Raw genomic sequence first — 24,761 nt, forward strand, 5'->3', positions numbered from 1 at the left:
GTTACTTTAAATTGCCACAAAGGCGTGAAGAAAGAAGCTATAAAAGATGGTTAAAACCCAAACCATCAAAATACCCATCTAACAAAAATAAAAATACCAGTCAGCTTAACTGACTGGCATTACTCCTACGAGGGCTTAATAAATAGACTTTAATCTAAATGCTAATTAAAAATTATAAGTAACATTCGCAAAGAATCTACGGCCTAAATTATCATATTGTGAATAAAGCGCACTATTACCAACAGCTCTAACATAACTAGGTGATACTTGCGGCGGCTCTTCATCAAAAACGTTCGCAATACCCATTGTTACATCAAATTGGTCAAGCTTTAAATTACCTGAAAGTGAATGGTAAAATACTTTAGGTGTTTCAGCTACAAAAGTAATCTCTTCACCACGGTAAGTTGATTCATTTGAATCATCGTAATATTCATAATCATTCGTTTCATCAACATACCGTGTAGTCCATGTTAAGCTCCAGTCATCCTTTTTAAATGTTGCTGAAATATTACCAACATGTTTAGGATCACCAATCTCACCAATGTATTGGCTTGGCTCACTGTCAGCAAAAAGCTGGTAAGTGCGCTCTAACTGAACAGTATGCTCAATGTTGAAGTATACCGAACCAAAATCAAAATCATCACGGTAAGTGAAGTTTAAATCAACGCCACGAGTGCTCTGATTCGCAACGTTAGTGTAACCACCGTAAATAGTATCAATACCGTAGTTGCCGTCTGTTCCATCATTTCGCGTGAACTGAGTACAAATAGGATCATTCGGGAAGTTTTCAGAGTTATAACAAGTGCTAGTTATATCACTGCCACCTAAATTAGCTACTTGGTTGCTAATATCAACTTTGTAGTAATCAGCTGAGAATGCGTAAGTATTTTCTGGACTTGTCCACACAAAACCAAAACCTTCCGAAATCGAAGTTTCAGCTGTTAAACGCCCTGCACCACCACTTGTTACACTCGTAGCTGAACTTGCAGTAGAGCCATCATAATCAGTAGGTACACCAGAAGCTAAACAGTTGTTATAGGTACGTTCTGAAACAGTACCATCTGCATATCCTGAGCCGTAATCAAAACATGGATCAACTGAGTTCTGACCAAGGAAACCCGTTTGCCCTGCTAAGTATAGCTCATACAATGCTGGAGAGCGGAACGATGAACCACGAGAACCTCTTAGTGTGAAACCATCAACAACTTCCCATACTAAACCTACTTTAAACGTGTTATCGCTACCGTAAGTAGATACATCAGTCCAACGCCCTGATGTTGTTAACTCCATGCGCTCAGCCCATGGTTCACCCTGAAAAAGTGGCACTCGAATTTCACCAAATACGGCACGAGTATTTTGTGTCCCTGCTGTACGACTCGCACTGCTTAAACCCCAAGAATTACCAGTAGAAGAAGCGACTCCTGGCGTATCATCTAGCTCATCTTTTTGATAAGACATACCAAATGCACTGCCAACTGCACCTGCAGGTAATTCAAATAAATCACCCGTAATATATGCTTCTAGCGTTTGTTGCTTGTAAATGGTTTCACCTGTTTCTTCACCAAATAAGAAGTTACGAACTTCATCTGAAGGATTACCATATAAAAATTGTGGATCTGTCCAAGGTACATCAACACATGCTTTTCCTGAATTAGCAGTAACCTCACCAGAACATGATGTCCCATTTCCTAAATGCTGTTGGGCCATTACCATTGAATCGCGGTAAATTACTTTATTTTGGTATTCACCTTTACTATGGCTGTTTTGATAAGAAACGTCCCAATCCCAAAAACCTAAAGAACCCTCCAAACCAAGAACAAAACGTCTGTAGTCGATCGTCGTTTCGCTACCATAATGATCCGTCAATGCAACTGGCATAATTCGAACATCACCACCAAAACCTTCATATAAATCAGCATCAGGTCGAGCTATATCACCAACCCAAAATTGACGGTATGCTTGTGTTTCAGTTTTACGAGAACTATATAAGGCTTCTGCATAACCACTTATACTATCCGTAAAGCTATAGTCACCTTGTAAAAACAATGAATAAGTAGCTGTTTTAGGTATCATTGATTCGTTGTCAGAAAATGGATGCTCTAGATTTCTCCAACCATCAGACTCTTTATCAAACCCTACATTATACCAACCATCTGGAGTCGTAAAATCGCCTGGACCACTAGCAGCATCATTAAAGCTACTGTAACCATTGTTACCAAAAAAACCATCATAATCGTAAGAGCCATAGCCAGAGTCAAAGTTTGATGCGCCATCATTGCTCAACCACAAACCATAGCCTGATTCATTACAGTGATAATTACCTGTTCGTGGATCGATCGGATCAGCTCGCTCACCATCTTTGTTATAATATCTACGGGCGCTACAATCGAAAAACTCACGATCGCCACGTTGTAACTCATGCTGCACTTTATAATCACCAACTACTCGAATTGAGCCTTTTTTAAACTCTTCACCGATTGAGAAGTTGATACGTTGCTGCTCACCGCCTGACTCAAATGGCTGCGAAAGGTCAACTGAAATAGACTTATCATCACCTTTTTTAGTAATAATATTAATTACACCTGCAACCGCATCAGAGCCATAAAGAGAAGATGCACCATCTTTTAAAACTTCAATACGTTCAATAGCAGATATTGGTAATGCATTCATATCAAATGATGATACTTGTCCGCGCGTACCTGCAGGACCAGCACGACGACCATTCAACAGTACTAATGTACGATTAGCTCCAAGGCCACGCATTGAAATAGTTTCTGTGCCAGCGCCACCTGAAGTAACATAGCCAACTGATAATGCAGAGGTAACTTGACTAGAACCAGCAGCAATTGTGCTGGTACGCAGTAACTCTCCTAATGACGTAATACCTTGATTAGCTGCATTTTCTACAGAAATGATAGTAATAGGCGTATCACTAGCAAAACTATCTGTGCGGATACGAGAGCCTAAAACCTGAATTTTTTCTACTTCTTCTACAACTTCACCTTCTTCTGCCGCAAATGAACTAGCTGAAAATAAAGCTGTTGATGCTGCACCAAAAGCAATCGCTAAGCGAACAGCTTTTGAAACTTGATTATTTAATCATTTGATTCTCCCTATATTTCTATTTTATTTTTATCATTTTTTATGAAAAATAAAGCTGCGATATATGCATAGCATCTATTTTCAAATTAAAGAGTATTACTAAGGACACCATCAGGTCAACACCTAGTTAACATAAAACAGCCCTTGTTTACATACATTTACAAAGCACATTTATTCATATAAACACAATGAATAATATCTGATAAACAATTTACCGCACTTATTGTGGGTACTATTGTTTATCTATAATTGAGTTTTTAGGGGTATATGAATCAACTGATAAAAATCAGCTTTTCATATTTGGCGGGGCATAGAGCAAAAATAAAGGTATAGAAGTAAAGGTAATATTACTTATAATTAATCTCTGTATTATGTTTGGTTTAGTAATTATTAAGCTAGCTTTACATTAAAATTGAAAAACAGCCCATACTAAAGCAGTAACATATTACTAACTAAATAGAACAATTGAGTTTAACTGCACAAAAGCGTAATAGTAGCTGCTACATATCTACAAAGTCACTTAGCGGATTAATAACTTTAAAGCTTATATAAAATAAGCAAAGGGGCAGAGGTTTATATGCCTCAAGTCAGAAAGATAACTATTTAAAACAGACCGCTACAGTATTAATAGCCTGCAGGCTGTTGCGTTATTAATGGAGAGATAATTGGTTGTAATAAGCAGATAGTAATTTACAACTCTTTTTTACTTAATTTAAACAGCAATGAAGAACTACATAGCTATTTATTATTGTACTAATTTACACTTTTAAATTAGTACAATACATTCAATGTTAAATTTACTTTCGTGCTTTTATAACCCAACAAAAAATACCTGCGTCTATTTTCATAACATCGAACTCGTAGCTGGACCAATTATCTTGCAGAAGGGTTTTTATATACTCAACATCTGAGTTTGACCACGATGCGGCTTGTTGATCTTGTAAGCGAAGCTGAAAAGAATATAAATTATCACGGAGTTCTTCTACTCTTTTACTGTCTGTTTTCGGCCAATCAATGATCGCTGGAAGTAGCTCTTTTACTAACAAATTAAACCAGTCTAACTCATCTTCACTGTTGCATTTACTCTGCTGATATTTTACTTGCTGTAACAGGTCTACATTTTTTTGCTTAAATTGAACTTGTTGCTCAGCAGTCGGCTCTACCTTATTTGTAATAGACTGACAAAAATCAGCGAAGTCTTGAAGTTGCAATAACAAACCATTGTCTTTACTTAAGTCTTTGAGTACTTTTAACCCAATTTTACAATCTGTAGAAATAAATGAGTCTTGATGATGTACTAACGCAATAAATTCACCATTAGGTTTTAATGCCTTATTTACCGCTAAAAGAGCGGCGGCGGGCTCTGCATACTCAAAACCAAATTGACTTATAACACTATCAAATTGAACGTTCTCAAACGCTAAGGTTTCAGAGGGCATATTGCCATAAAAATGTATTTTTTCGAGGTGTTTGTAATTAGAATCTGAGGGGGCATGTTGAGATAATGGTGCTATGTTTGCCGCGTCTGATGCATAAACATCAAAACTTGCATTAAATTGCTGTGCTAAAACAGCCAGTCCACCATTCCCGGTAGCTAGGTCTAAAATTGTAGTTGATTCAGGTAGTGATTTAAAAATAGTTTGCCAAAAACTGGCGACAATGCCTTTATAACCTTGGCTGTGCTCCCCTTCTGCAAAACTATTAAGTGATTTGGTCCTTGACCAGTATGAATTCCAATGTTGCATTTTTTACCCATAAAAAAAGGTGGGTTTTAAACCCACCTTTTTATTTAACTTATTTTATAAATTAAAACGATTGTGAGAAACGTAAGTATGTAACACGACCGTAAGCATCATAAAGGTCGAAGTTATAGCTACGACCGCCAAAGCTGCTTAACTGTGGCTCTTTTTCAAAGGCATTTTGCATACCAACAGAAACCTTAGTGCCTGTAGGGAAGCTATACGTTGCTTGTAAATCATGTGTTATCCACGTTGCAATATTACCTGTACGTTCCACATTACCGCCAGCTACTTGCCTTACATCTTCATACTGAGAACCAATCATGTTGATATTCCAAGTAAAGTCAAAGTCTTGTATTGCATAGCTATTTGACAATGAAGCACGTTGCTGTGGCTCACCTGTGTCTTTAAGTGTATTACGACCACCATCAATTTTACTTTCAAACTGGTGACTAAATTGTAATGTTTGCTTTAACGTACCTGCTGCATCAAAGTCAAATGTTGTGTTTAAATTTACATCTAAACCACTAACTTCCCATTTACCTTCGTTAGCATAACCCTGAGTGATAAGGTCAATACCACCGTTGCTTAAACGTGTAACACCTAAACCTGCAGGAATTGGGTCACCTGTTTGTTCACGAGTTAGGATTGTATCTGAACCAAAGAAACGGATCATGTTAGAGATTTCAATCTCATAATAATCAGCAGAAAAGTTTAACCAATCTGTTGGTTGGTAAGCTAAACCTAATGAAATCTGCTCTGATGATTCAGAACCCATTTCTGCGTTTGCTAAAGTAATCGCGCTTACTTGTACGTCACAACCTGCTGCCAAACCTAAATTTAAACAAGATGGATCATCTGATACACTTGGGTTATCTGGAGCTGGCTTAGCTGTAAGGATATCCAATGTAGGTGCGCGGAAACCTTCACCATATGATGCACGTAATACAAGTTCATCATTCACATCGTATTTTACTGAAACTTTAGGTGAAAAATCTGAACCATAATCAGAATAATCATCGTAACGACCTGCTAATGTAAACTCTAGGCCTTCCATAACTGGGAATAATGCTTCAAAGTAAGCACTTGTTAAATTACGACCACCACCAGCACTATTACCTGCAGAACCACCTACTTGACCAGCTTCTGATAATGAATCGTACGTATCAGAATAATCTTCTTTACGGTACTCAAGACCAACAACAGCTTGTAGAGTTCCGCCATTCATTTCCATTACGTCAAATGCAGCAGAACCAAACACTTCTTCTTGTTGGAAAGTACCAATTCGCGATGTAGTTACATTCAAGCCGTTTAGTACTTTAGCGTAATTATTACGTTCTTCATCTGTAGTAAAACGTGTGCCAAATGGGTCATTTAGCATGTAATCACCGTTATCAACAGCTGTTCTTGCATTTGAACCCATTAAATAACCACGACCAATTTCATAGGTTTTTGTTTGGTTTTTACGCGCACCAAAATCAACAAAAACATTACCGATTTGCCCTTCAACACTAATCATAAAGTCTGTAGACCAGTTATCAACTTGACTATCACGATTACCTAATGCAGCAAAACGATGACGATATCCAACTTCACGTGCACCTAGACCATCTGAAGGAGCATCATAAAATGGGCTAGCTGGGTTAGTTGGGTTATTTGGGCTATCAGCTGACATGAAAGCACCAACACCTGCGTCATTCAATGTTGGCGCGTAACGACCAAAAGACTTAGTTTTTGATACTAGAGTATGAGACAAGATTCTCCAGTCATCATTAATATCATAATTAGCTTTTAAGAACGCTGATGTGTTTGATGTAGAAGCTTCGTTAGCATTTGTCGCGTTAAAGTTATATGCACAGAAATCATCACCTAGTGAAAAGAAGTTATCGATTCCATCACAAGCGCTAGCTGATAAAATTGAACTTAAGCCACCAGCACTTGGCTCGCCATCAGCACCAATACCATCGTAGCCACTTGGTCTTACCCAGTTTGCGCCAAAGCTTGAAGCACCAGGTTGTACCCATTCGTAAGCATTTTCATAAATAATGTCACGGCTGTTCCAAGAAACACCACCAATTACAGAAGACTTATCGCTTGAAGCACCAAATACTACAGAGCCTTCTTCACGGTCACCACCGTCTTTCGGTAAGCTTACTTCTGAAGCACCGATACGCATTTCAATACCGTTAAAATCTTTTCTGGTAATAATGTTAACTACACCAGCGATAGCGTCAGAACCATATACTGCAGAAGCACCATCAGATAAAATTTCAATGCGCTCAACCGCCGCCATTGGAATTGAGTTCAAATCTTGTGAGTTACCAGTTGAAGGTGACTTAGGTAAGCGACGACCATCAACTAAAATTAGTGAGCGTGAAGCACCTAAACCACGTAAGTTAATTTGCGAAACACCTTGCGCAGAACTACCAGACTGTGGACGAAATGAACCCGCCGAGTTAAAGCTTGTATTACGTAATAAGTCTGAAACAGAAGTTTGTCCTGAAAAGTCAATCGCAGCACGATCGATAACAGTTACAGGTACAGAACCTTCTAGGTCAGTTCTTTTAATACGTGAACCAGTAACAGCGATACGCTCTACTTTTTCTACGCCTTCTTCAGCAGCAATTGAGCTTGCTGAAAATACAGCTGTTGAAGCTGCACCAAAAGCGATTGCTAAGCGAACAGCTTTTGAAACTTGATTATTTAACATTTGATTCTCCCAAGAATACTATTTTATTTTTTATATTTAATCATCTGATTACGAATAAACAATGATTATGCAACCAATGATAATACTATGAGAACAGAAAGGTCAACATAAAATTAACTTTAAGTGACCTGTCATTATCATATATCACACTAAATCACCGCTATTAGTACTGGTCGTTTACAAAAAGTCTTTTGGTAAGTGCGATACAAATTAAAAAATAAAAATAACCCATTGTTTTTAAATTAGTTTACTTCAGTGTTATTTTCGACTGTAGTTTAATTAAAATCATACTTGTTAACTTTCGGCATGTGAATTTTTGTAAACAGTTTATTTAATCAGTTTCACACTTTGATTTTTTACTGATTATTAAGCTTAAAACAAGGTACTTTGGGTTGAGTTTGGCTGTACGCCAAGTGCGCTTAGAATCATATCGGCAACTGGTTCTAGCTGCCGCTGTATATAAAGAGGGTAATTGAGGGTGTTGTTTGCATTGTAAATTTCAGCGCCATTAATAGCATAAACATATTCTATTATTTGGCCGCGCTTTACATCAAAGTCGGGGTTATTCGCTTTATATTTTTTTACTGCTTGCACATGCGGGGGAATATTTTTTACATAGTCACTTAAATTTTGGCCTAAACGTTTACGGTATATAAGTTTTTTATCAAACTCCCCTGCGTATAGTTTTTTAGTGTAGCTTTTTATAATGTCGTTTAATTGCTCTATTTTAAATTGTTGATCAAATAATGTTTTAAAAAGTTCGGTTTGAAACTCTTGTGCAAACTGGGTCCAATCGCTGCGCACGGTTTCCATTCCTTTAAAAATGAGCTGCTTGGCGTTGTTTTTATCAATTTGGCCAACGTAACGTTTTTTTGAGCCTATTTTTTTTCCTCTTATGGTTGGCATAAAAAATGGGCTGTAATGGGTTTCAAACTCTATTTCTAAATAACTGGTCAACGAAAAGCGAGTTTTAATGCTATCAGACCAGCGTTTGTTAATAACTTGCATCACATCATTACCTATTTCATTACACTGTGTGGCATTTAAGCGCTCATTTACTTTTACAAATATTGAATCTGTGTCGCCATAAATAACCTCATAACCTAGCTCTTCAATCCATTTTCGGGTGGTTTGCATGATCTCGTGCCCCCTAAGTGTAATTGAACTTGAGAGCCTTGGATCGTAAAATCGGCAACCTTTAGAGCCTAATACGCCATACAAGCTGTTCATTATTATTTTTATTGCCTGAGAAAGCATTGGCTGGTTGGTGTCTTTGGCTTTTTGGCGAGTACGGGTTAAGTGCTTAATTAATTTAGGTAAGTGATGCAGCTCGCGTGAAAAAAGTGCATCGTTAAACCCTGCTACCGCTTTTTCAGGAGAGTTTAGTCCCTCTATAAGGCCTAATGGATCAATACAAAAAGTGCGCATAATTGACGGATACAAGCTTTTAAAGTCGAGCACTAATACATTTTTATATAAACCAGGAGTCGACTCCATTACATAACCGCCAGGGCTTTCAAACGATAAGCCATGATCGCCTAAATTAGGTGCAACATAGCCACTGCGATGTAATAAGGGTAAATATAGGTTGGTAAATGCAGCTACCGAGCCGCCCATACGTTCTAGTTCAAGCCCTGTAAGTTGCGTTCTTACTATGGCAAATTCAAATAGCTTTAACTTAACAAAAATTCTATTTACTAATATACAGTCTTGGCGGTTATAAGCGGCAAGTGCGAGCTTGTCGTGATTAAATTGACGAATAATTTCGCTAAGGCGATTATCAGCTTGAATTAACTTAGACTCGCCCAGCACTTTATGAGAAATATTAGCTAACGAATAACTATCAAAATGATAAGTGGCATTTTTTAGTGTATCTATACCATCTATTACGCTGCGCCCAGGTAAAGTAAGCCGGGTGTAATGACCCGTTCTAATTGTTAAAGGTTGTTGATCTCTACCTAAATTAAGCACCAGTCCTAATGCTTCTGCGCGCGCATTAAGTACGCTAAAATCAAATTCAATTACATTCCAACCCACAATCACATCCGGATCGTTACTAGTAATGTAGCACTGTAATTTTTGCAGTAAATTTATTTCATCAACGCACCAGTCAATACTAAATGCGTTACTGTGGGGCTGTGGCTCACCAATCATTAATACGCAATCTAGGCCATTACCAACTAATCCAACCGAGAACAACACGCCTTCTGCGTTACATTCTATATCTAATGAAAGCGACGCAAGCTGTGGCGTATAGTTTGGGTTAGCTTTTAGTTTTGCTTGAGTAATTTCGATAAAGCCATTTTTTTGTAGCGCCTCTCCAGTTACCCACACTCCTCCTTTAATAAAGCGCTCCATTAAAAATCGGTCGCTGTGGCGAATATCGCCTTCGTATATATTTATTTGCTCCTCAAGCTGGGCTCTTGCTTTATAAAGGCTACTACTGTCGTTAAAATAACAAGCTGTGCAGTCAACACCACTAAAGTGGCGCATATTAACCGCTTTAAAACTTACCTTTATTTTGGCTTTGGCTAATAACGTTTGTGCAAGAGGCTGCTGTTGTTGCGCAATAAAAAATACGGCTTGCTGGTTTTCAACAACCACCTTTATAGGCCCATACTCAGAGCTTAACCAATAACACAAAGTAAGGCCCTGCCTGTTTTTAGACGAGTATTGTTGCCTTGATAAAATAAAGCCCTGATAGATTGCTTGTGTCAATGTCCGATCCCACTTAATATATACACTGTAATTATATACATACTTTAGGTAATCATCACATGCTATCGAGCTCACTAAAAAAAACTATTAGGCAAGTACATCAGCATGTGGCTAATAACCTAAGTGATTACCGCCCACGTAGCAGCCAAAATTACTTAGTTGCCGAAATAGCAAAAACGCTTGCGGGGGAATATCACAAAAAACAACGTATTTGCGTTATAGAAGCAGGTACAGGCACGGGCAAGTCTCTGGCATATTGTTTAGGCGCTCTGCCACTTGCGCTAGCACAAAAAAAGAAATTAGTTATTTCAACCGCCACAGTTGCGCTGCAAGAGCAGTTAATAGCCAAAGAGTTACCTTTTTTTAAAAAGCATTCAGGGCTTAGTTTTAAGTTTGATTTAGTAAAAGGTCGCCAGCGATATATTTGCGCTCATAAACTACACAATGCGGTTAACGGCGATAGCCAAACACAAATGGAATTTATGCCTACGCTTAGCTCCCCTTTAAGCGTAATGGAAACCAAATGTTTAAATGAGCTTTACACCGCTTATACGACAAAAAAATGGCAAGGCGACAGAGATAGCTGGGCCGACACAGTTCCTGATAAAGTATGGGGATTAATAGCCTGCGATAAACATTCGTGCCAGCGCCAAATGAAAGCGCATCAAACCTGCCCGTTTCAGCTTGCGCGTCAGCAATTAATGCAAATGGATGTACTGGTGATCAACCACTCTTTATTACTTGCAGATTTAGACTTAGGCGGTGGTAAAATTTTACCCGAACCCGACAACACTATTTATGTAATTGATGAAGCACACCACTTAGCACATATTACTCGCGACTTTTCATCCGCGGCGGCGACAATAAAAGGCACCATAGAGTGGCTCGATAAGCTCACTAAATTTAGCGGAAAAATGGCTAAAGTAATAGTGGGTCAAAAGGCGATAGGACAAAACTTTAAGCTTTGCGATAGCATTAACGACGCCAACAAAGATTTAAAAGTAGTACGCGACATTCTCGATAATGCTGACTTTGAATATTCAAAAGATGATACTTACAGGTTCGAAAATGGCGAAATTCCACAGTCACTACACAGTAAAGCCAAAGATATAAGCGAAGCCACGCAAGATGCACTGCGCTGCTTAAGTAAAATGCATGACACGCTAACCCAAGATGTAAGCGACGGCGATATAAAACCCTACGTAGCCGACCCTATTTTAGGCGAGAGCGGGCAATACATAAATCGTTTAGAGCAATTAAATAAGCTGTGGTTTAGCTATGCAAATAAAGGTGAAGGTACACCGCATGCTAGATGGATAAAGCGCCTTGAGTATAAAAACCACCATGACCATTTATTAAGCGACTGCCCTATTGAAGTAGGTTACTACTTAAAAGACAAGCTATGGAGCGAGTGCGCGGGCGCAGTTTTATGCTCGGCTACATTAAGTGCTTTAGGCTCGTTTGATCATTTTGCTTACGAAACAGGCCTGGCCAAAGAGGAAGGCGTTAAATTTATTAAAGTGCCCTCGCCTTTCGACTACCCTAATCAAGCAACTTTGCGTATTCCGGTTTCTAAAATTGAACCAACCGATAAAGCATTTAGCGATCACTTAGCCAATACTCTACCTGAGTATTTAGACACCAAAAAAGCCAACCTAGTATTGTTTGCTTCTTATTGGCAAATGGACCATGTATCAAAGTTTCTTAGAACAAAAGGTTTTAACTTATTAGTACAAGGCGAAATGTCGCGTGAGGCAATGCTTAAATTACATACTAAAAATATTGATGAAGGCAAAGGTAGTATTTTATTTGGCACCCAAAGCCTATCAGAAGGCCTTGATTTACCAGGTAAATACCTAGAGAATCTAATAATTACAAAAATTCCTTTTGCCGTACCCACCTCGCCAATTGAAGAAGCGCAAGCCGAGTTTGTACAAAGTAAAGGCGGCAATCCTTTTTTATCAATAACCGTTCCCGATGCGGCAAAGAAATTGGTACAAAGCTGTGGTAGACTGCTGCGTAAAGAAAGCGATGCTGGCTGTATTACTATTCTCGATAGACGCTTGATCACTAAGCGATACGGCAAAGCAATGCTCGACACCTTACCTCCTTTTAAAAGACAGATAGATTATTAATAATGTTTGAACTTGCACTCGATCCAACAACCTGGGCTATTTTATGTGCCGTTGCACTTGCCGCAGGTTTTATTGACGCCATCGCCGGTGGTGGTGGTATGTTAACGGTTCCTGCTTTATTAACAGCAGGCTTACCACCGCATTTAACGCTTGGCACAAATAAATTAGCCGCAAGCTTTGGCTCTTTAACTGCAAGTTATACTTATTATAAAAAAGACTTATTTAACCCTAAGTTTTGGCTAGCCTCTATTTTTGCCACCGCCATTGGCGCATTAATAGGCACTTTAATAGTTGATCACTTAAGTATCGACTTCTTAAATAAATTATTACCTATAATTATAATTGTTGTAGCCTGTTATAGCTTGTTTGGTAGTTTAAGTACCACAGAGGGAAGTGAACTACCAAAGCTTACCCAAACAATGAAAATAAAGCAGTGGCTGCAAGGCTTAAGCTTAGGTTTTTTTGATGGCTTAGCAGGACCAGGTACAGGCACCTTTTGGACCGCCTCAAACGGCATGCTATATAAAATGAACCTACTGCTAAATTGTGGTTTATCGCGCTCAATGAACTTTGTGTCTAACTTTATTTCACTTATTACTTTTGTAGCATTAGGCCATGTTAACTTTTTACTGGGTATTACTATGGGCTTTTTTATCATGCTAGGCGCATGGTTTGGCGCGCATTCAGCAATACGCTTTGGCAGCAAGTTTATTCGCCCAGTATTTAATACTATGGTTATATTATTAGCACTAAAACTTATTTACGAGGCTTACTTTTAATATGCACTCACCCGCTTTTGATAAACTACGCCAACAAGTTGCAACCTTAAAGCAGCAAGCCGAGCAATTTGATAAAGCAAAACTGTTTTCTAAAAATCGTTATATGCAAGCGCAACCAAGCTTATTTGACCGTGCTGTTTTTAGTACTAAAAGTATGAACCTAGCCGACTATGTAACCGAAATAGAAGACGAAGTATCGTCTTTACCACCAAGTGAGCATCGCCATGCATACACCTACGCACTTGAGCGTATAGCAACACAAGTACAAGCTGTTTTTAATGTTATTAAATCAACCCCTATTTGGATAAAAGAAAATAAAAGTCATTATAAACCACGTCCCAAACAAGCCGTTTATAAACAAGCCGTGCAACAAGTAATACAATCTTCTCATGAGCTTTATGACGAACTTAAACAAAATCACGAGTTTGAACGCCGATTATTGTTAATGATTGAAGAGCGCAAAATGCAAATGGATAAAGCAACCCCGGCTAAAGCACAAAAGCTAAATATGGAAATATTAACAACGCATGCACGCTTAGGGCGCTGTAGAAAAGCGATTTCGGCCACCGAAGAAAAAATACAACGTGTAGAAAAACAACAACTTCGCTAAACACTTTAAGTATGTTTCACAATGCCAATCAAGCCGTTAACTAATTAACCGTTAATAAATAGCTGTAAAGCTATCCCCTCGATTTATACTGTTCCTTGGTATAAACTCAATTAAATGGATTAAAAACGAGCGAGTGGAATATGCAATTACACGAAGATATACATAACTTTTATGAAAAATTTGTTTTAGAAGAAGTAATTAATCGCAAACTTAATGAACAGTATACTGATGATGTAATGGCCGATTTTTGCTGTACTGTTTTAAATCAACTGCCTGCGCGCTATATTCGCTCCGACGTAGATATGGCCTATTATTTATCACAAACAGAGCGTATGCATATGCAACAGCGGGTGCAAACAGCCATTGATGTAGCAATTAGCCAAATTGCAAAAAAGAAACCCCAGCATGAGCAATAATCTACAACAAGCACCAACCCATATAAAACTCGCAGTCGATTTAATTATGCTACTAGAGCAACACGACGTTGCTCCTGATGAAGTACTTAAAGCACTCGAAATAGTAAAAATCGACTTCGAAAAAAAGCAGAGTAATAAGCTAGCTTTGTGATTTTTGAATTAACAGTAACAACTGCGCTGTGGCGGTTGCATCGGCAAGCGCTCGGTGATGGCTGGTTAAGTTTAAATTAAAGTGCTTTGACAAATTACCCAACGAGTACGACTTTAAGCCCGCAAAGGCTTTACGCGATTCCACCACAGTGCACAACTTGGGCATTTTAAAAGGCACCTTTGCCATTTCGCATTCTTTTTTAATAAACCCGTAGTCAAAGTTAACATTGTGCGCAACAAAAATGCTTCCCGCTAATTTAGCCATTAAAGGTTTTACTATATCTGCAAATACTGGCGCATTACTTACCATGCTATCGCTAATACCGGTTAACGACGTGATAAACCCTGATATATGTCGCTGTGGGTTAACTAAAGTAGTCCATGTATCGATTACTTTGCCATGCTGTACTTTAACTAAGCCAATTTCGGTTATTTTGTTACCGCCTTTTAATGCGCCTGTCGTTTCTAAATCAACTACGCTGTAAATGCGGTTGGGATCTATAAACCATTTAACAACGGCTATATGTACCTCAAAACCACTGCTCTTTAAGTTATCTATAGTCGTTAATTGATTTCGCCTTAGCTTGTCGCCTGGGGCTTTTACTTCTTCAAAATGTACTTTGCCGTTATGGATAACCATTAAGTCGGGGTAGCCGTCTTTTAGCTGTAAATAATGTTTACTCATATTAGTTAAGTGAGTAATTAACGCCTCAATTGGGCTATTTAAAATCAGCGCTTCTAGTGGTTGTAATAACTCGTTATGCCATTTAAATAAACCGTTAGGTTGATCAAAGTATTGCGCTGCATTTTTACATACTAATTTAAGTAATGCCTGAGGTGTTTGGCACTGTGCTAAGCGCTCATTTATTTGTGCTGGTTGCGCTGCATAAAAATTACCAAGCCTTAATACTTGCGGATAAATATCAAACTCATTGCATGGCGGATAAGGGGTATCAATAAATAATTCGTGCCAAAATACTAAACCAAACAAACTTTGCCACAATGTGTTTTCGGTATTAAATACCTGCATACCTTGGCCAGTGTAATAATCGTTTACGCCTTGCTCTACTTCACCTCGGTATAATTCGTCAATTTCGAGTACGCACTGAGTGTCAGCAAGCATAGTGCTTAAACGCGAACGCGTTTGCTTATTAAATTTACGCATTAAAAAGTCGTCAGCAAAGTACAGTAAATCATCCGTTAGCGGATTTTCAATAATGGCTTCTAAGCGTGCTTTTACCCACTGTTTATTACCAAGCCTGTATTGCTCTCTTATTTGAATTTCGTGTGCTTCGCTATCATCAACACACCCTTCAAGTAAACTAAAAGCAAGTTCGCTATTGGTGTTTTTTAACTGTTTAAAAAGCTGTACTAATAACTTATTTTTAAGCGTAACAGCTATTGCACCATGTGCAGCTTGCACTAGAACCTGCGGCGCTAAAGCAACGTAATCGCTCTCATCGGTTATATTTTTAAATGCTAATCGGTAACGGTTTAATAAATAGTTTGATTGCGCCTCGGCCTTCGTTTCAAAGCGCGATAAGCTCTCGCTATGCCCTTCACGCGTAGCGGTTAAACCTAAGTCTCGCATTACAAAACGGTTTTGATGATTCACATCACCACTGCTTAGTTTACCTGCAAATAAAAACTCAAAATACTCATAATAATCGCTGCGGTTATTAATTACATACTGGCTATAAAGCGGTGCAAGCTCGTGCGGGCAGCTTTTAAAAAACTCACGTGCACTATCCACCAGCGCGCCTTTAGCGGCGCTCTTTTTATAGCTTATTTGATCAGAATAATTACTTAGTAACTCTAGTAAAGCAGGTTTGGTTAAGTGCGCCAAAAGCTGTGAATAATGCTGCTCGTTCGGCTCAAATAAAATACCTGCTTTTTTTAGCGTATAAATAGCCTGATGCGGCGAGGTTATTTCTTCATAAGTGAGGGACTGCGCTTGTACTAAATAGGGTTTGCGCGAATACACGCGCGCCAACATACACTGGCTTTGCTCATCAAGCTGATTAATTTTTTTAATAAATTCGCTGTGCTTGGGCTCAAGTAAATGCATACATTTACTTGTTACAAACTCAATAAGCTCTCTAAAATGCGCTAAATAGTATTTTGCTGGTAATTCTTTTTTCATAACATTGCCATAGCTGTATATAAAAACAGTATCTAGCATTTATGCTTATTATTCAATCTTAAAGTTGTAATCAGTAATGCTTTGAGTTATCAGGCGTTAATTAGGATAAGATTTAGCACCATTAATAGTGCTAATAATATTATTTCTTACGCTAATTATGATGCTGCAGCCCTTGCTGTGGCCGCCAGTGCGCAGTGGATTGCTAACTTTGCAATTACTATGACCTTCCCTATTATGCTTGCCAATATAGGCCTTGCCGGTGCTTACGGATTTTATGCGTTATCGGCACTTATAAGCCTGTTTTTTGTTGTTAAATATATTAAAGAAATCCGCGGTAAAACGCTCGAATCTATGTGATTTTTAAAAGCGGTGATATTAGTCGCCGCTTTGCCTTTGCACACAATAGTGCCATTTAATAATGGCGATTTAAATAACCTAAAGGTTAAATAGCAATCTATACTCATTTATTTTAACTTTATAGCCATTGTTCTATTACCTTTTATTATAAGTAATCTATTTAAATTCCTTTTTAGAATATCAAAAGTTAGCTATTGTCCGCCAATTCCAACTTTATGTGTCTACCAAAATGAAAAAACAGTTAATATCAGGCTTAGCTTTAACGTGCGCGTTGGGCTCATTTAGTACATTTGCGACGAATGGTTATTTTACTCACGGCTACGGCATGACCCACAAAGGTATGGCTGGCGCAGGTGTAGCGCTGTCAGAAGAGCTAATGTCTGGCGCTAATAATCCAGCAACCTTTTTACCAAACGGAACACAGCTATCTCTGGGCTTAGAGCTTTTTTCTCCTGAGCGAAAATACACTGCATCAAAAGTAGATACTTTTTACCCTGGCGCATTTTATCTTGCAGCAAAAACACAAAAAAGCGACAACACCGTGTTTGCAATTCCAGAATTTGCTATTGGTCATCAATTAAATGAAAAAGTAAATATTGGTTTATTAGTGTATGGCAACGGCGGCATGAATACCGAGTACAGCGCAGAGTCCGCTCCTGAAGGCACCTTTTACGCTGGTACGGCAGGCGTTGATTTAAAGCAACTCTTTATTAGCCCAACCTTAAGCTATAAGTTGAATGAACAAACACGCCTTGGTGTATCCCCCATTTACGTGGTGCAACAGTTTGAAGCACAAGGGCTTGAAAACTTTGCTCCTTTTTCGCAATCACCAGAAGCGCTTACTAATAATGGCACAGATACAAGTACAGGGTTTGGTGTTCAATTAGGTATAAGCCATGCAATTAACTCATCGCTTAGTTTAGGCGCAAGTTACCGCTCAGCAGTGTCGATGGAAGAGTTTGATAGCTATAAAGGTTTGTTTGCAGAGCAAGGCGGATTTGATCTGCCAAGTTCGTTTCAACTTGGTGCAGCTTATCAGCTTACACCTAGTAATCAGGTGGTATTTGATTGGCAAAAAATCAATTACAGCGAAGTAAAAAGTATTGCAAATCCAATCAATAACTTAATGTCAGCGCCTTTAGGAGCTAACGCCGGCGCTGGATTTGGCTGGAACGATATGACTATTTATAAGCTTGGTTATCAGTGGCAGCGTACACCGCAACAAAAAATTCGTTTTGGGGTGTCTTACACCGAGCAACCTATTCCTTCGTCCCAAGTTATATTAAATATTTTAGCGCCGGGCGTTCAAGAGTGGCATTTTACAACGGGCTTTAGCCATTCTTTTACCAACAAGGTACAATTAAACGCTATGGCTTTTTATTCGCCTGCAAAAAAAGTAACGGGTGCTAACTACTTAGCGCCAAATCAGCAAGTATCAATCGAAATGAAACAAACCGGTTTAGGTGTTTCTATTGTTTGGGAAATTTAAAAAATGGTAACAGAATTCACCCCAGTGTCGGCTGCAATAGGCGGTGCATTAATAGGTATAGCGTGTACGTTATTACTGGTTTTATACGGAAAAATTGCAGGCATATCGGGCATTGTTAAGTCTGTATTTGCTAAAGCAAATTCGGGCTCTCGTTGGCAGTTATACTTTATTTTAGGGTTGTTGTTAGCAGGTGTAGCTGTAAGAGTATTTGCCCCTTCTTTATTAGAAGCCGAATTACAGTTGTCGCCTTGGCTTATTATTGTTGCGGGGCTTTTAGTTGGCGTAGGTACAACTTTAGCTAATGGATGTACAAGTGGCCATGGCGTGTGCGGCATGTCGCGTTTTTCTACCCGCTCTTGGGTTGCAACGTGTACATTTATGCTCGTCGCCATTATTACAGCAAACCTGGTAGGATAAGTAATGAAAGCAATTATGATGGTTGTTATAGGCTTTATATTTGGCTTAGGGCTTATTATTAGCGGTATGACAAACCCCGCTAAAGTAATTAACTTTCTTACCTACGGGAACCAATGGGACGCAAGTTTAATTATAGTGATGGCTGTTGCCATGCTAATAATGATGCTTACGTGGTTATGGGTTGCAAAAAAAGAGAAGCCACTCCTTTCAGGATCATTTAACTTAAGTGATTTGAAAAAAGTTGATGCGCGCTTAATTACTGGCTCAATACTCTTTGGTTTAGGCTGGGGTTTAAGTGGCATATGCCCAGGCCCTGGCTTGGTTCAATTAGTGTCTCTTAAAGTGGAATTTTTGTTGTTTTTTGCGGCCGTGCTAGGCGGTATGTGGCTAACTAAAAAGCTTACTTAAGTTTGATTTTAGAGGCTGTTTAAGTAACCCATTAATACCAGGTGTTAATGGATTACTTAAAGGTAATTAGCCAGCACTTATTATCCGAATTTAGGCCTTTTAATACTCAAGACTAAGTGGCTAATTAATTGTGTAGAATAGCGCTAAAAAAACGCCCCTAAAAGGAGCGTTTAATTAAACCCAAAACAGATTAACTGTATGGATTGGTGCAATTTGGGATTATATTTATTAGGCTTTTTTCATACTGCCTTGCTCTTCAAGGCGAATATGCCAGCTAAACGCTTCTTCTAATAAATGAGGTGTGTGTCCGCCTCGCTTACAAGCGCGCTCATAGTAATCTAGCATGGCGTCACGGTAATCTGGGTGCACACAGTGCTTAATAACTTGTACAGCACGTTCACGTGGCGCTAAGCCGCGTAAATCGGCTAAGCCTTGCTCGGTTACTAATATATCAACGTCATGTTCGTTATGGTCAACGTGGCTTACCATAGGTACTACACTCGAAATAGCGCCATCTTTAGCAATCGACTTAGTAACAAATATCGCTAAATGCGCATTACGTGCAAAGTCACCCGAGCCGCCAATACCATTCATCATGCGAGTACCACAAACGTGGGTTGAGTTTACGTTACCGTACATATCAAACTCAAGCGCAGTATTAATGGCAATGATCCCTAAACGGCGTACTATTTCAGGGTGATTCGACACTTCTTGCGGACGTAACACTAACTTATCTTTATATTCTGATAGGTTATTAAATACTTTTGCATTACAACGCTCTGATAAAACAATTGAACTGCCTGAAGCAAATTTAAGTTTACCGGCATCAATTAAATCAAAGGTCGAATCTTGTAATACTTCTGAGTACATTGTTAAATCTTCAAAATCAGAATCTAACAATCCCATCATTACCGCGTTAGCAATATTACCAATACCTGCTTGTAATGGCCCTAGGTTTTCTGCCATACGCTTTTGTGCTACTTCTTCTTTAAAAAAGCTCACTAAGTGGCTGGCAATAGCCGCTGTATCTACGTCAGGGTCGGTAACTGTTGAAAACGAATCGCTCTGATTAGTAAAAACAATGCCAACAATTTTAGCAGGATCAATTGGAATAGCCGTGCTACCAATACGATCATCTACTTTAGTTAAAGGAATTGGTTGGCGCACAGGGCGATACGAAGGAATATATATGTCATGCAAGCCTTCAAGTTCAGGGCTGTGCAACATATTTATTTCAATAATCACTTCTTTAGCAAAAATAGCAAAGCTTGCAGAGTTTCCTACCGAAGTAGTAGGCACAATATGGCCTTCTTCAGTAATGGCTACCGCTTCAATAACCGCCACATCAGGCATAGTTAATTGATGATTACGCAACTGCTCAACGGTTTCTGATAAATGCTGGTCAATAAACATTACTTCGCCGTTATTAATCGCTTTACGTAATGTGCTATCTACTTGAAAAGGCATACGGCGGGCTAGCACACCCGCTTCTGTAAGTAGTTTATCTAAATCATTACCTAACGACGCACCGGTCATTAGGTTTATTTTCATTGGATTATTTTTAACACGCTCAACCAGTGCTCTTGGCACGGCTTTAGCTTCACCAGCACGAGTAAAGCCACTCATGCCTACTGTCATTCCATCTTTAATAAATTGGCTAGCTTGTTCTGCTGACATTACTTTTTGGTGCAGATTGCTATTGCGGATACGTTCTAACTGCATACTACTGAGCCCCTTTTTAATTTGGCGTTATTTTAAGTATTACAGCGCACTTCGCAATCTAGACTTAGGTCGCATTTACTAAATTAAGTTACGCAAACACAGAATAAAGTGCCTTGGTGGTAGCAATCTACTTTAATGTACGAACATTTATATAAATTTAATATGCTGATATAGCGTAAGTTTTAAGTGAGTATTTAAAGTATGGGATTAAAATTAGAAAAAAGTAGAATAATGAGAGAGAAATAAATTGAATAAAATGTAGTTTAAAAATTGGCTTAATTATAAGTAATTAGTTTATACACCCAATGTCGTTTGAAGTATAAGGTGACACAGAATTCTGAACGCCCTCTAGCTTTATGATGCGAGATTTCTTTAGAGTAATTTTTTTACTAATATCCTTGTCTTCTCAACGTCAAATGCTCTAGCGGCATATCCTTGTGTGAGTAAATTTTGTGATAAATATTCATCAAACTTATCAATGGCCTTTTCTGAGATAACTTCAGCTAAATCAATTGCTGATATTGTTTCGTTATTTTGAAAGCTTTTAAGCGCATCAATAACATCTTCTACTAAAGCATTTTCAACCTCTATCACCCCTGCAAATGCGCCAGCACCAAAACCTTTGTTAATAAGTACAGCAACAAGTGTATTTAAAACTTTATCTCCGGCCCAAGGCAGAATAACTACTATATTGCCATGCTGTATAAAATGCGTACTATCAAGTTTTGCTGTTTGAAAAAAACCTGCTGCTTCTTTGAAAAGTGATTGAGCAACCTCATCACCAAACTCAATTTTTTGTTCGCCAACTTGAATTCTGTAATCTCCTTCTCTCAATATTGTCAGCATCTCTTGCCTTACTACATCATGTACAGCCATCCCTGTACCACCGAACTTAGGTGGTTTCCCGCCTTTTGCATGCTGTACTGAAATCACTTTTTTGTCAGCATCAACCAACTCAACAACCCAACGCTTGCCAGCAAATATAATATGTTGCCCTTCTAAAATTAGGCTGTCTATGGGCAATGTCCCTAGTGTTTTACTACCAGTCACTATTCTAAATTCTTCAGGGGTTTTAAACACCGCATAAAACGTATAATGATTTGTTACTTTTTCACCCATGTGGCCTAAAACGAGTTCACCACTCCCTAACTGAGTAATAAGCTCTACTTTTCCCATGTGAGACAGCAAACCTTTAAAGTGGGTAATACTAACCTGCTGAAACGGCCCATCTTTGCACAGTAATACGTAGATTTGATCTGCTCTTATACCACCCCATTGCGCGATGAGCGCTAAGACTTGATGTAGTAATGTCGAAAAGTGATAAAGCGAAGTGTCTGCGGGTTCGTACCACTTGCTTGCAACCAGTAACCGTATCATCGCCAGCGATTGAACTAATTCAAGCCGAAGTTTATCTGCAATATTTGATTGCTCTGTAAGGTCGGCCTCTGTTATCAGCATTCGCAAAACACTAGCGCCACCACGCCTGCCTGAACGACCCATTCGCTGCCGTAAGCTTGCAATAGAATGTGGCGCAGTAACTTGCACAACAGAGTTAACTTTACCTATATCAATGCCTAACTCCAAAGTCATAGTACATATTGCTGTTGTTGGAATTTGATCTTGCTGAAGCCGAGCTTCAAGTGTTTCTCGCATTTCTTTGGCTAACGAGCCGTGATGTGGAAAAAACTCGTTAGGCACAATGTTGCTCTCACACATCTCTGCAAGAGTAGTTGCAATGCTTTCGGTGCGGCTTCTGCTGTTGGCAAATACTAGGTGGTTTCCACCACGGCAAAGGCCATATAAATCGTTACATACTCTTTGCTCCGCAGTAAGCGTCTCATCTGTTACTACAGCGCTTTCAATGTATCCTTTCACTTGCATTTTTAACGATGATGAAGACTGCGTTTGCTTTATTATTTTACAAGGTAGTGATTTATTTGGTCTTAAAGATGCTGGGACACTTTCTAGGTCACCTAAAGTGGCACTTAAAGCCGTTCTGGGTATTGGCGAGTTTACGCGGCCAAGCAGATGCTCTAAGCGGTGCAGTAAACTCAACAAGTGATGGCCACGCTCAGTACCAATAAATGCGTGAAATTCGTCTATAACTATATGCTTTAAATTCTGAAAAGCAGATTTTACCCAACCACTGTCTCTTATTAATAATGACTCTAGGGACTCAGGCGTTATTAACACCATGCCGGATGGATTTCGTTTCAGCTTATTTTTTCGACCTTGCGAGCTATCACCATGCCAAGGTGTAACTTGTATGCCTAATAAATCTGACAAGCTTTCGAGTCTTCGGTCTTGATCGTTTATTAACGCCTTTAGCGGGCTGATATATAAAATGCCCACACCGCTTACTTCATCTGCGATACTACTTATTGCAGGTAAAAAAAATGCTTCCGTTTTACCTGCGGCAGTAGAGGCACTAATAAGCACATCAGTATTGCCTGAGAGGATAGGATCAATTGCTAAACATTGTATCTCTCTAAGTCGATCCCAACCTTGTTTAAAAATCCACTGCTGAATGCGAAAATCGAGCTTTTCGTGTGCGTTGATCATAATTTAAAGTCAGCTAGCTCATCGTCTTCAGATTCAATATCTAACTCTACATCGGAAGGTTTTTCCTGTGCTATATTAACATTTTCTATTAAGCTGTCCCACGAAATGTTTGGATTTTGATCAATCACGGCAAGCATATCTAAAAACGCTTTGATCGTATTTCTTGGTGTTCTGAAGTAAGCGTCTCCAATTGTTTTACTGCAATGGACTAAAAATGCTTTTAGGGACTCGTCAGGCACTAAATATAACGATTCATCCCCTGATGCGAAAACATGTCTAAGGTTTTTAAGTAATATGAATAACTCTTCTGGCGTTAAACTTGCCAAATGTAATGCTGGAGATGAGTAATCAATAACACCAGCTTGTTTTGCAAATGTATTGCCAGCTAAGCGAGATTGCAGCGCTTCATAACTATATAAGCCTTTTCTTGGATCAAGTAAAAACTCAGGTGTACCACCCAGTAAAAACCCTAAGTACTCAGCCGATCCTTGTAAGCAGTCGTTGAGTATTCTTAGAATTTGCTCGTAATTTGATAATCGTGCTTGGGTGCTATTGAGTTTGTATAAATTTACCATTTCATCGAGGTTAACTAATAACCCTTCGTAGCCAGCTTGCCTTACAAATAAGCTCATAAGCTTTAGAGAGTCATAAAACGATGCATCTGAAATAATACTTCTGATACCAAGATCTTTGCGAGCATCTGTTTTTGTAGCATATTCTGCTCTTAACCATTTTACAGCGTTGTTTTTAAGTTGCTCGTTATCTGTTTCATGGCCTGTCCAGTATGCTTCGATAACTTTTGCAAAGTCGTAACCACCTACAAGCTCAGAGAGTGACGCGAGCCTTTCGTGGATCACTGTGGTTATTTCCTTGCTTGTATTATCAGCTTCTTTTCGTGCTTCGGTAATAAACTTTTCAACCACACTGGTCAATGCATTACCATCAGGCTTATTACGAGTAGACATGTTTCTCATTAACTCAGAATACAAGTTTCTGGCTTGTCCTGATGATGCATGAATACGACGGTCGGGAGATAAATCCGCATTAACAGTAACTAGCTTTCGCTCTAATGCTATCGCTCTTACAACACTTAAAAAGAATGTTTTACCTGATCCATATTCACCAATAATTAACCGAAAAGCAGAGCCGCCCTCTGTCACTCTGTCGATATCTTTAATGAGCGCCTTAAGTTCATTACCACGGCCTACTTGTATATGCTGTATGCCGACTTTTGGGGTAACACCCGATTTAAGAGACTGTATAATTGCATCGCGCTCTTTTGCTCTAATTTTTTTTGCTGCCAT

Annotated in this window: 16 protein-coding genes and 1 pseudogene; 9 read left to right on the forward strand and 8 right to left on the reverse strand. The window is 38.9% G+C overall.

Annotated elements, in window-relative coordinates; translation table 11 throughout:
- Positions 1–165: 165 nt before the first annotated feature.
- The 4 genes from H5079_RS12680 to H5079_RS12695 all read right to left on the reverse strand — a co-directional run bounded on the left by H5079_RS12680 (position 166) and on the right by H5079_RS12695 (position 10,269).
- A complete protein-coding gene (locus H5079_RS12680) occupies positions 166–3,063 on the reverse strand; it encodes a TonB-dependent receptor domain-containing protein (RefSeq protein WP_182684252.1) in 2,898 nt (965 codons plus the stop codon).
- A gap of 836 nt (positions 3,064–3,899) precedes the next feature.
- Positions 3,900–4,847 (reverse strand): bifunctional 2-polyprenyl-6-hydroxyphenol methylase/3-demethylubiquinol 3-O-methyltransferase UbiG, encoded by a 948-nt coding sequence (locus H5079_RS12685; RefSeq protein ID WP_011328646.1) that lies wholly within the window; start codon positions 4,845–4,847, stop codon positions 3,900–3,902.
- Between the two features lie 61 nt (positions 4,848–4,908).
- Positions 4,909–7,551, reverse strand: a complete 2,643-nt coding sequence (locus tag H5079_RS12690) for a TonB-dependent siderophore receptor (protein WP_182684233.1) — start codon at positions 7,549–7,551, stop codon at positions 4,909–4,911.
- 372 nt (positions 7,552–7,923) lie between these two features.
- Positions 7,924–10,269 carry a DNA polymerase II gene (locus tag H5079_RS12695; RefSeq protein ID WP_182684234.1) on the reverse strand — a complete coding sequence of 782 codons (2,346 nt, stop codon included), beginning with the start codon at positions 10,267–10,269 and terminating at the stop codon, positions 7,924–7,926.
- Positions 10,270–10,328: 59 nt separating this feature from the next.
- Here H5079_RS12695 and dinG point away from each other — a divergent pair, with 59 nt between their 5' ends.
- From dinG to H5079_RS12720, 5 genes are all read left to right on the forward strand, one after another.
- The gene (gene dinG, locus H5079_RS12700) at positions 10,329–12,404 is read left to right on the forward strand and encodes an ATP-dependent DNA helicase DinG (protein WP_011328649.1); all 2,076 of its coding nucleotides are present in this window, start codon (positions 10,329–10,331) and stop codon (positions 12,402–12,404) included.
- A 2-nt stretch (positions 12,405–12,406) separates the two neighbouring features.
- Positions 12,407–13,183, forward strand: coding sequence for a TSUP family transporter (locus H5079_RS12705; protein WP_011328650.1), 777 nt, complete (start codon positions 12,407–12,409; stop codon positions 13,181–13,183).
- 1 nt (position 13,184) lies between these two features.
- Entirely contained in the window at positions 13,185–13,793 is a 609-nt protein-coding gene (locus tag H5079_RS12710; protein ID WP_086999300.1) for a primosomal replication protein, read from the forward strand.
- A gap of 140 nt (positions 13,794–13,933) precedes the next feature.
- The gene (locus H5079_RS12715; RefSeq protein ID WP_182684235.1) at positions 13,934–14,209 is read left to right on the forward strand and encodes a late competence development ComFB family protein; all 276 of its coding nucleotides are present in this window, start codon (positions 13,934–13,936) and stop codon (positions 14,207–14,209) included.
- Positions 14,199–14,360: a YbaM family protein gene (locus H5079_RS12720; protein WP_080516815.1), complete on the forward strand. Its 162-nt coding sequence runs from the start codon at positions 14,199–14,201 to the stop codon at positions 14,358–14,360. Before H5079_RS12715 ends, H5079_RS12720 begins: the two co-directional genes overlap by 11 nt.
- Here H5079_RS12720 and H5079_RS12725 read toward each other — a convergent pair.
- Complete coding sequence (locus tag H5079_RS12725) at positions 14,349–16,541, reverse strand: exonuclease domain-containing protein (RefSeq protein WP_182684236.1); 2,193 nt, start codon at positions 16,539–16,541, stop codon at positions 14,349–14,351. The two genes, H5079_RS12720 and H5079_RS12725, sit on opposite strands and share 12 nt — an antisense overlap.
- Positions 16,542–16,667: 126 nt before the next feature.
- Here H5079_RS12725 and H5079_RS12730 point away from each other — a divergent pair.
- From H5079_RS12730 to H5079_RS12745, 4 genes and pseudogenes are all read left to right on the forward strand, one after another.
- A pseudogene (locus H5079_RS12730) lies at positions 16,668–16,859 on the forward strand (MFS transporter); the annotation flags it as partial.
- Between the two features lie 229 nt (positions 16,860–17,088).
- On the forward strand, positions 17,089–18,348 hold the full coding sequence (locus H5079_RS12735) for an OmpP1/FadL family transporter (RefSeq protein ID WP_182684237.1): 1,260 nt from the start codon (positions 17,089–17,091) through the stop codon (positions 18,346–18,348).
- Positions 18,349–18,351: 3 nt separating this feature from the next.
- Positions 18,352–18,765: a YeeE/YedE family protein gene (locus tag H5079_RS12740; protein WP_011328658.1), complete on the forward strand. Its 414-nt coding sequence runs from the start codon at positions 18,352–18,354 to the stop codon at positions 18,763–18,765.
- Between the two features lie 3 nt (positions 18,766–18,768).
- On the forward strand, positions 18,769–19,173 hold the full coding sequence (locus tag H5079_RS12745) for a DUF6691 family protein (RefSeq protein WP_182684238.1): 405 nt from the start codon (positions 18,769–18,771) through the stop codon (positions 19,171–19,173).
- Positions 19,174–19,401: 228 nt separating this feature from the next.
- Here the strand turns inward: H5079_RS12745 and H5079_RS12750 are convergent, their stop codons facing one another.
- The 3 genes from H5079_RS12750 to H5079_RS12760 form a co-directional block, all read right to left on the reverse strand.
- Positions 19,402–20,895, reverse strand: a complete 1,494-nt coding sequence (locus tag H5079_RS12750) for an acetyl-CoA hydrolase/transferase family protein (protein WP_011328660.1) — start codon at positions 20,893–20,895, stop codon at positions 19,402–19,404.
- A gap of 372 nt (positions 20,896–21,267) precedes the next feature.
- Positions 21,268–23,457, reverse strand: coding sequence for a DEAD/DEAH box helicase (locus tag H5079_RS12755; RefSeq protein ID WP_086999315.1), 2,190 nt, complete (start codon positions 23,455–23,457; stop codon positions 21,268–21,270).
- Positions 23,454–24,761: an ATP-binding protein gene (locus H5079_RS12760; RefSeq protein ID WP_086999318.1), complete on the reverse strand. Its 1,308-nt coding sequence runs from the start codon at positions 24,759–24,761 to the stop codon at positions 23,454–23,456. Before H5079_RS12760 ends, H5079_RS12755 begins: the two co-directional genes overlap by 4 nt.

This window comes from Pseudoalteromonas sp. SG44-5 (genome assembly GCF_014164175.1).
Taxonomy (GTDB): Bacteria; Pseudomonadota; Gammaproteobacteria; order Enterobacterales; family Alteromonadaceae; genus Pseudoalteromonas; species Pseudoalteromonas nigrifaciens.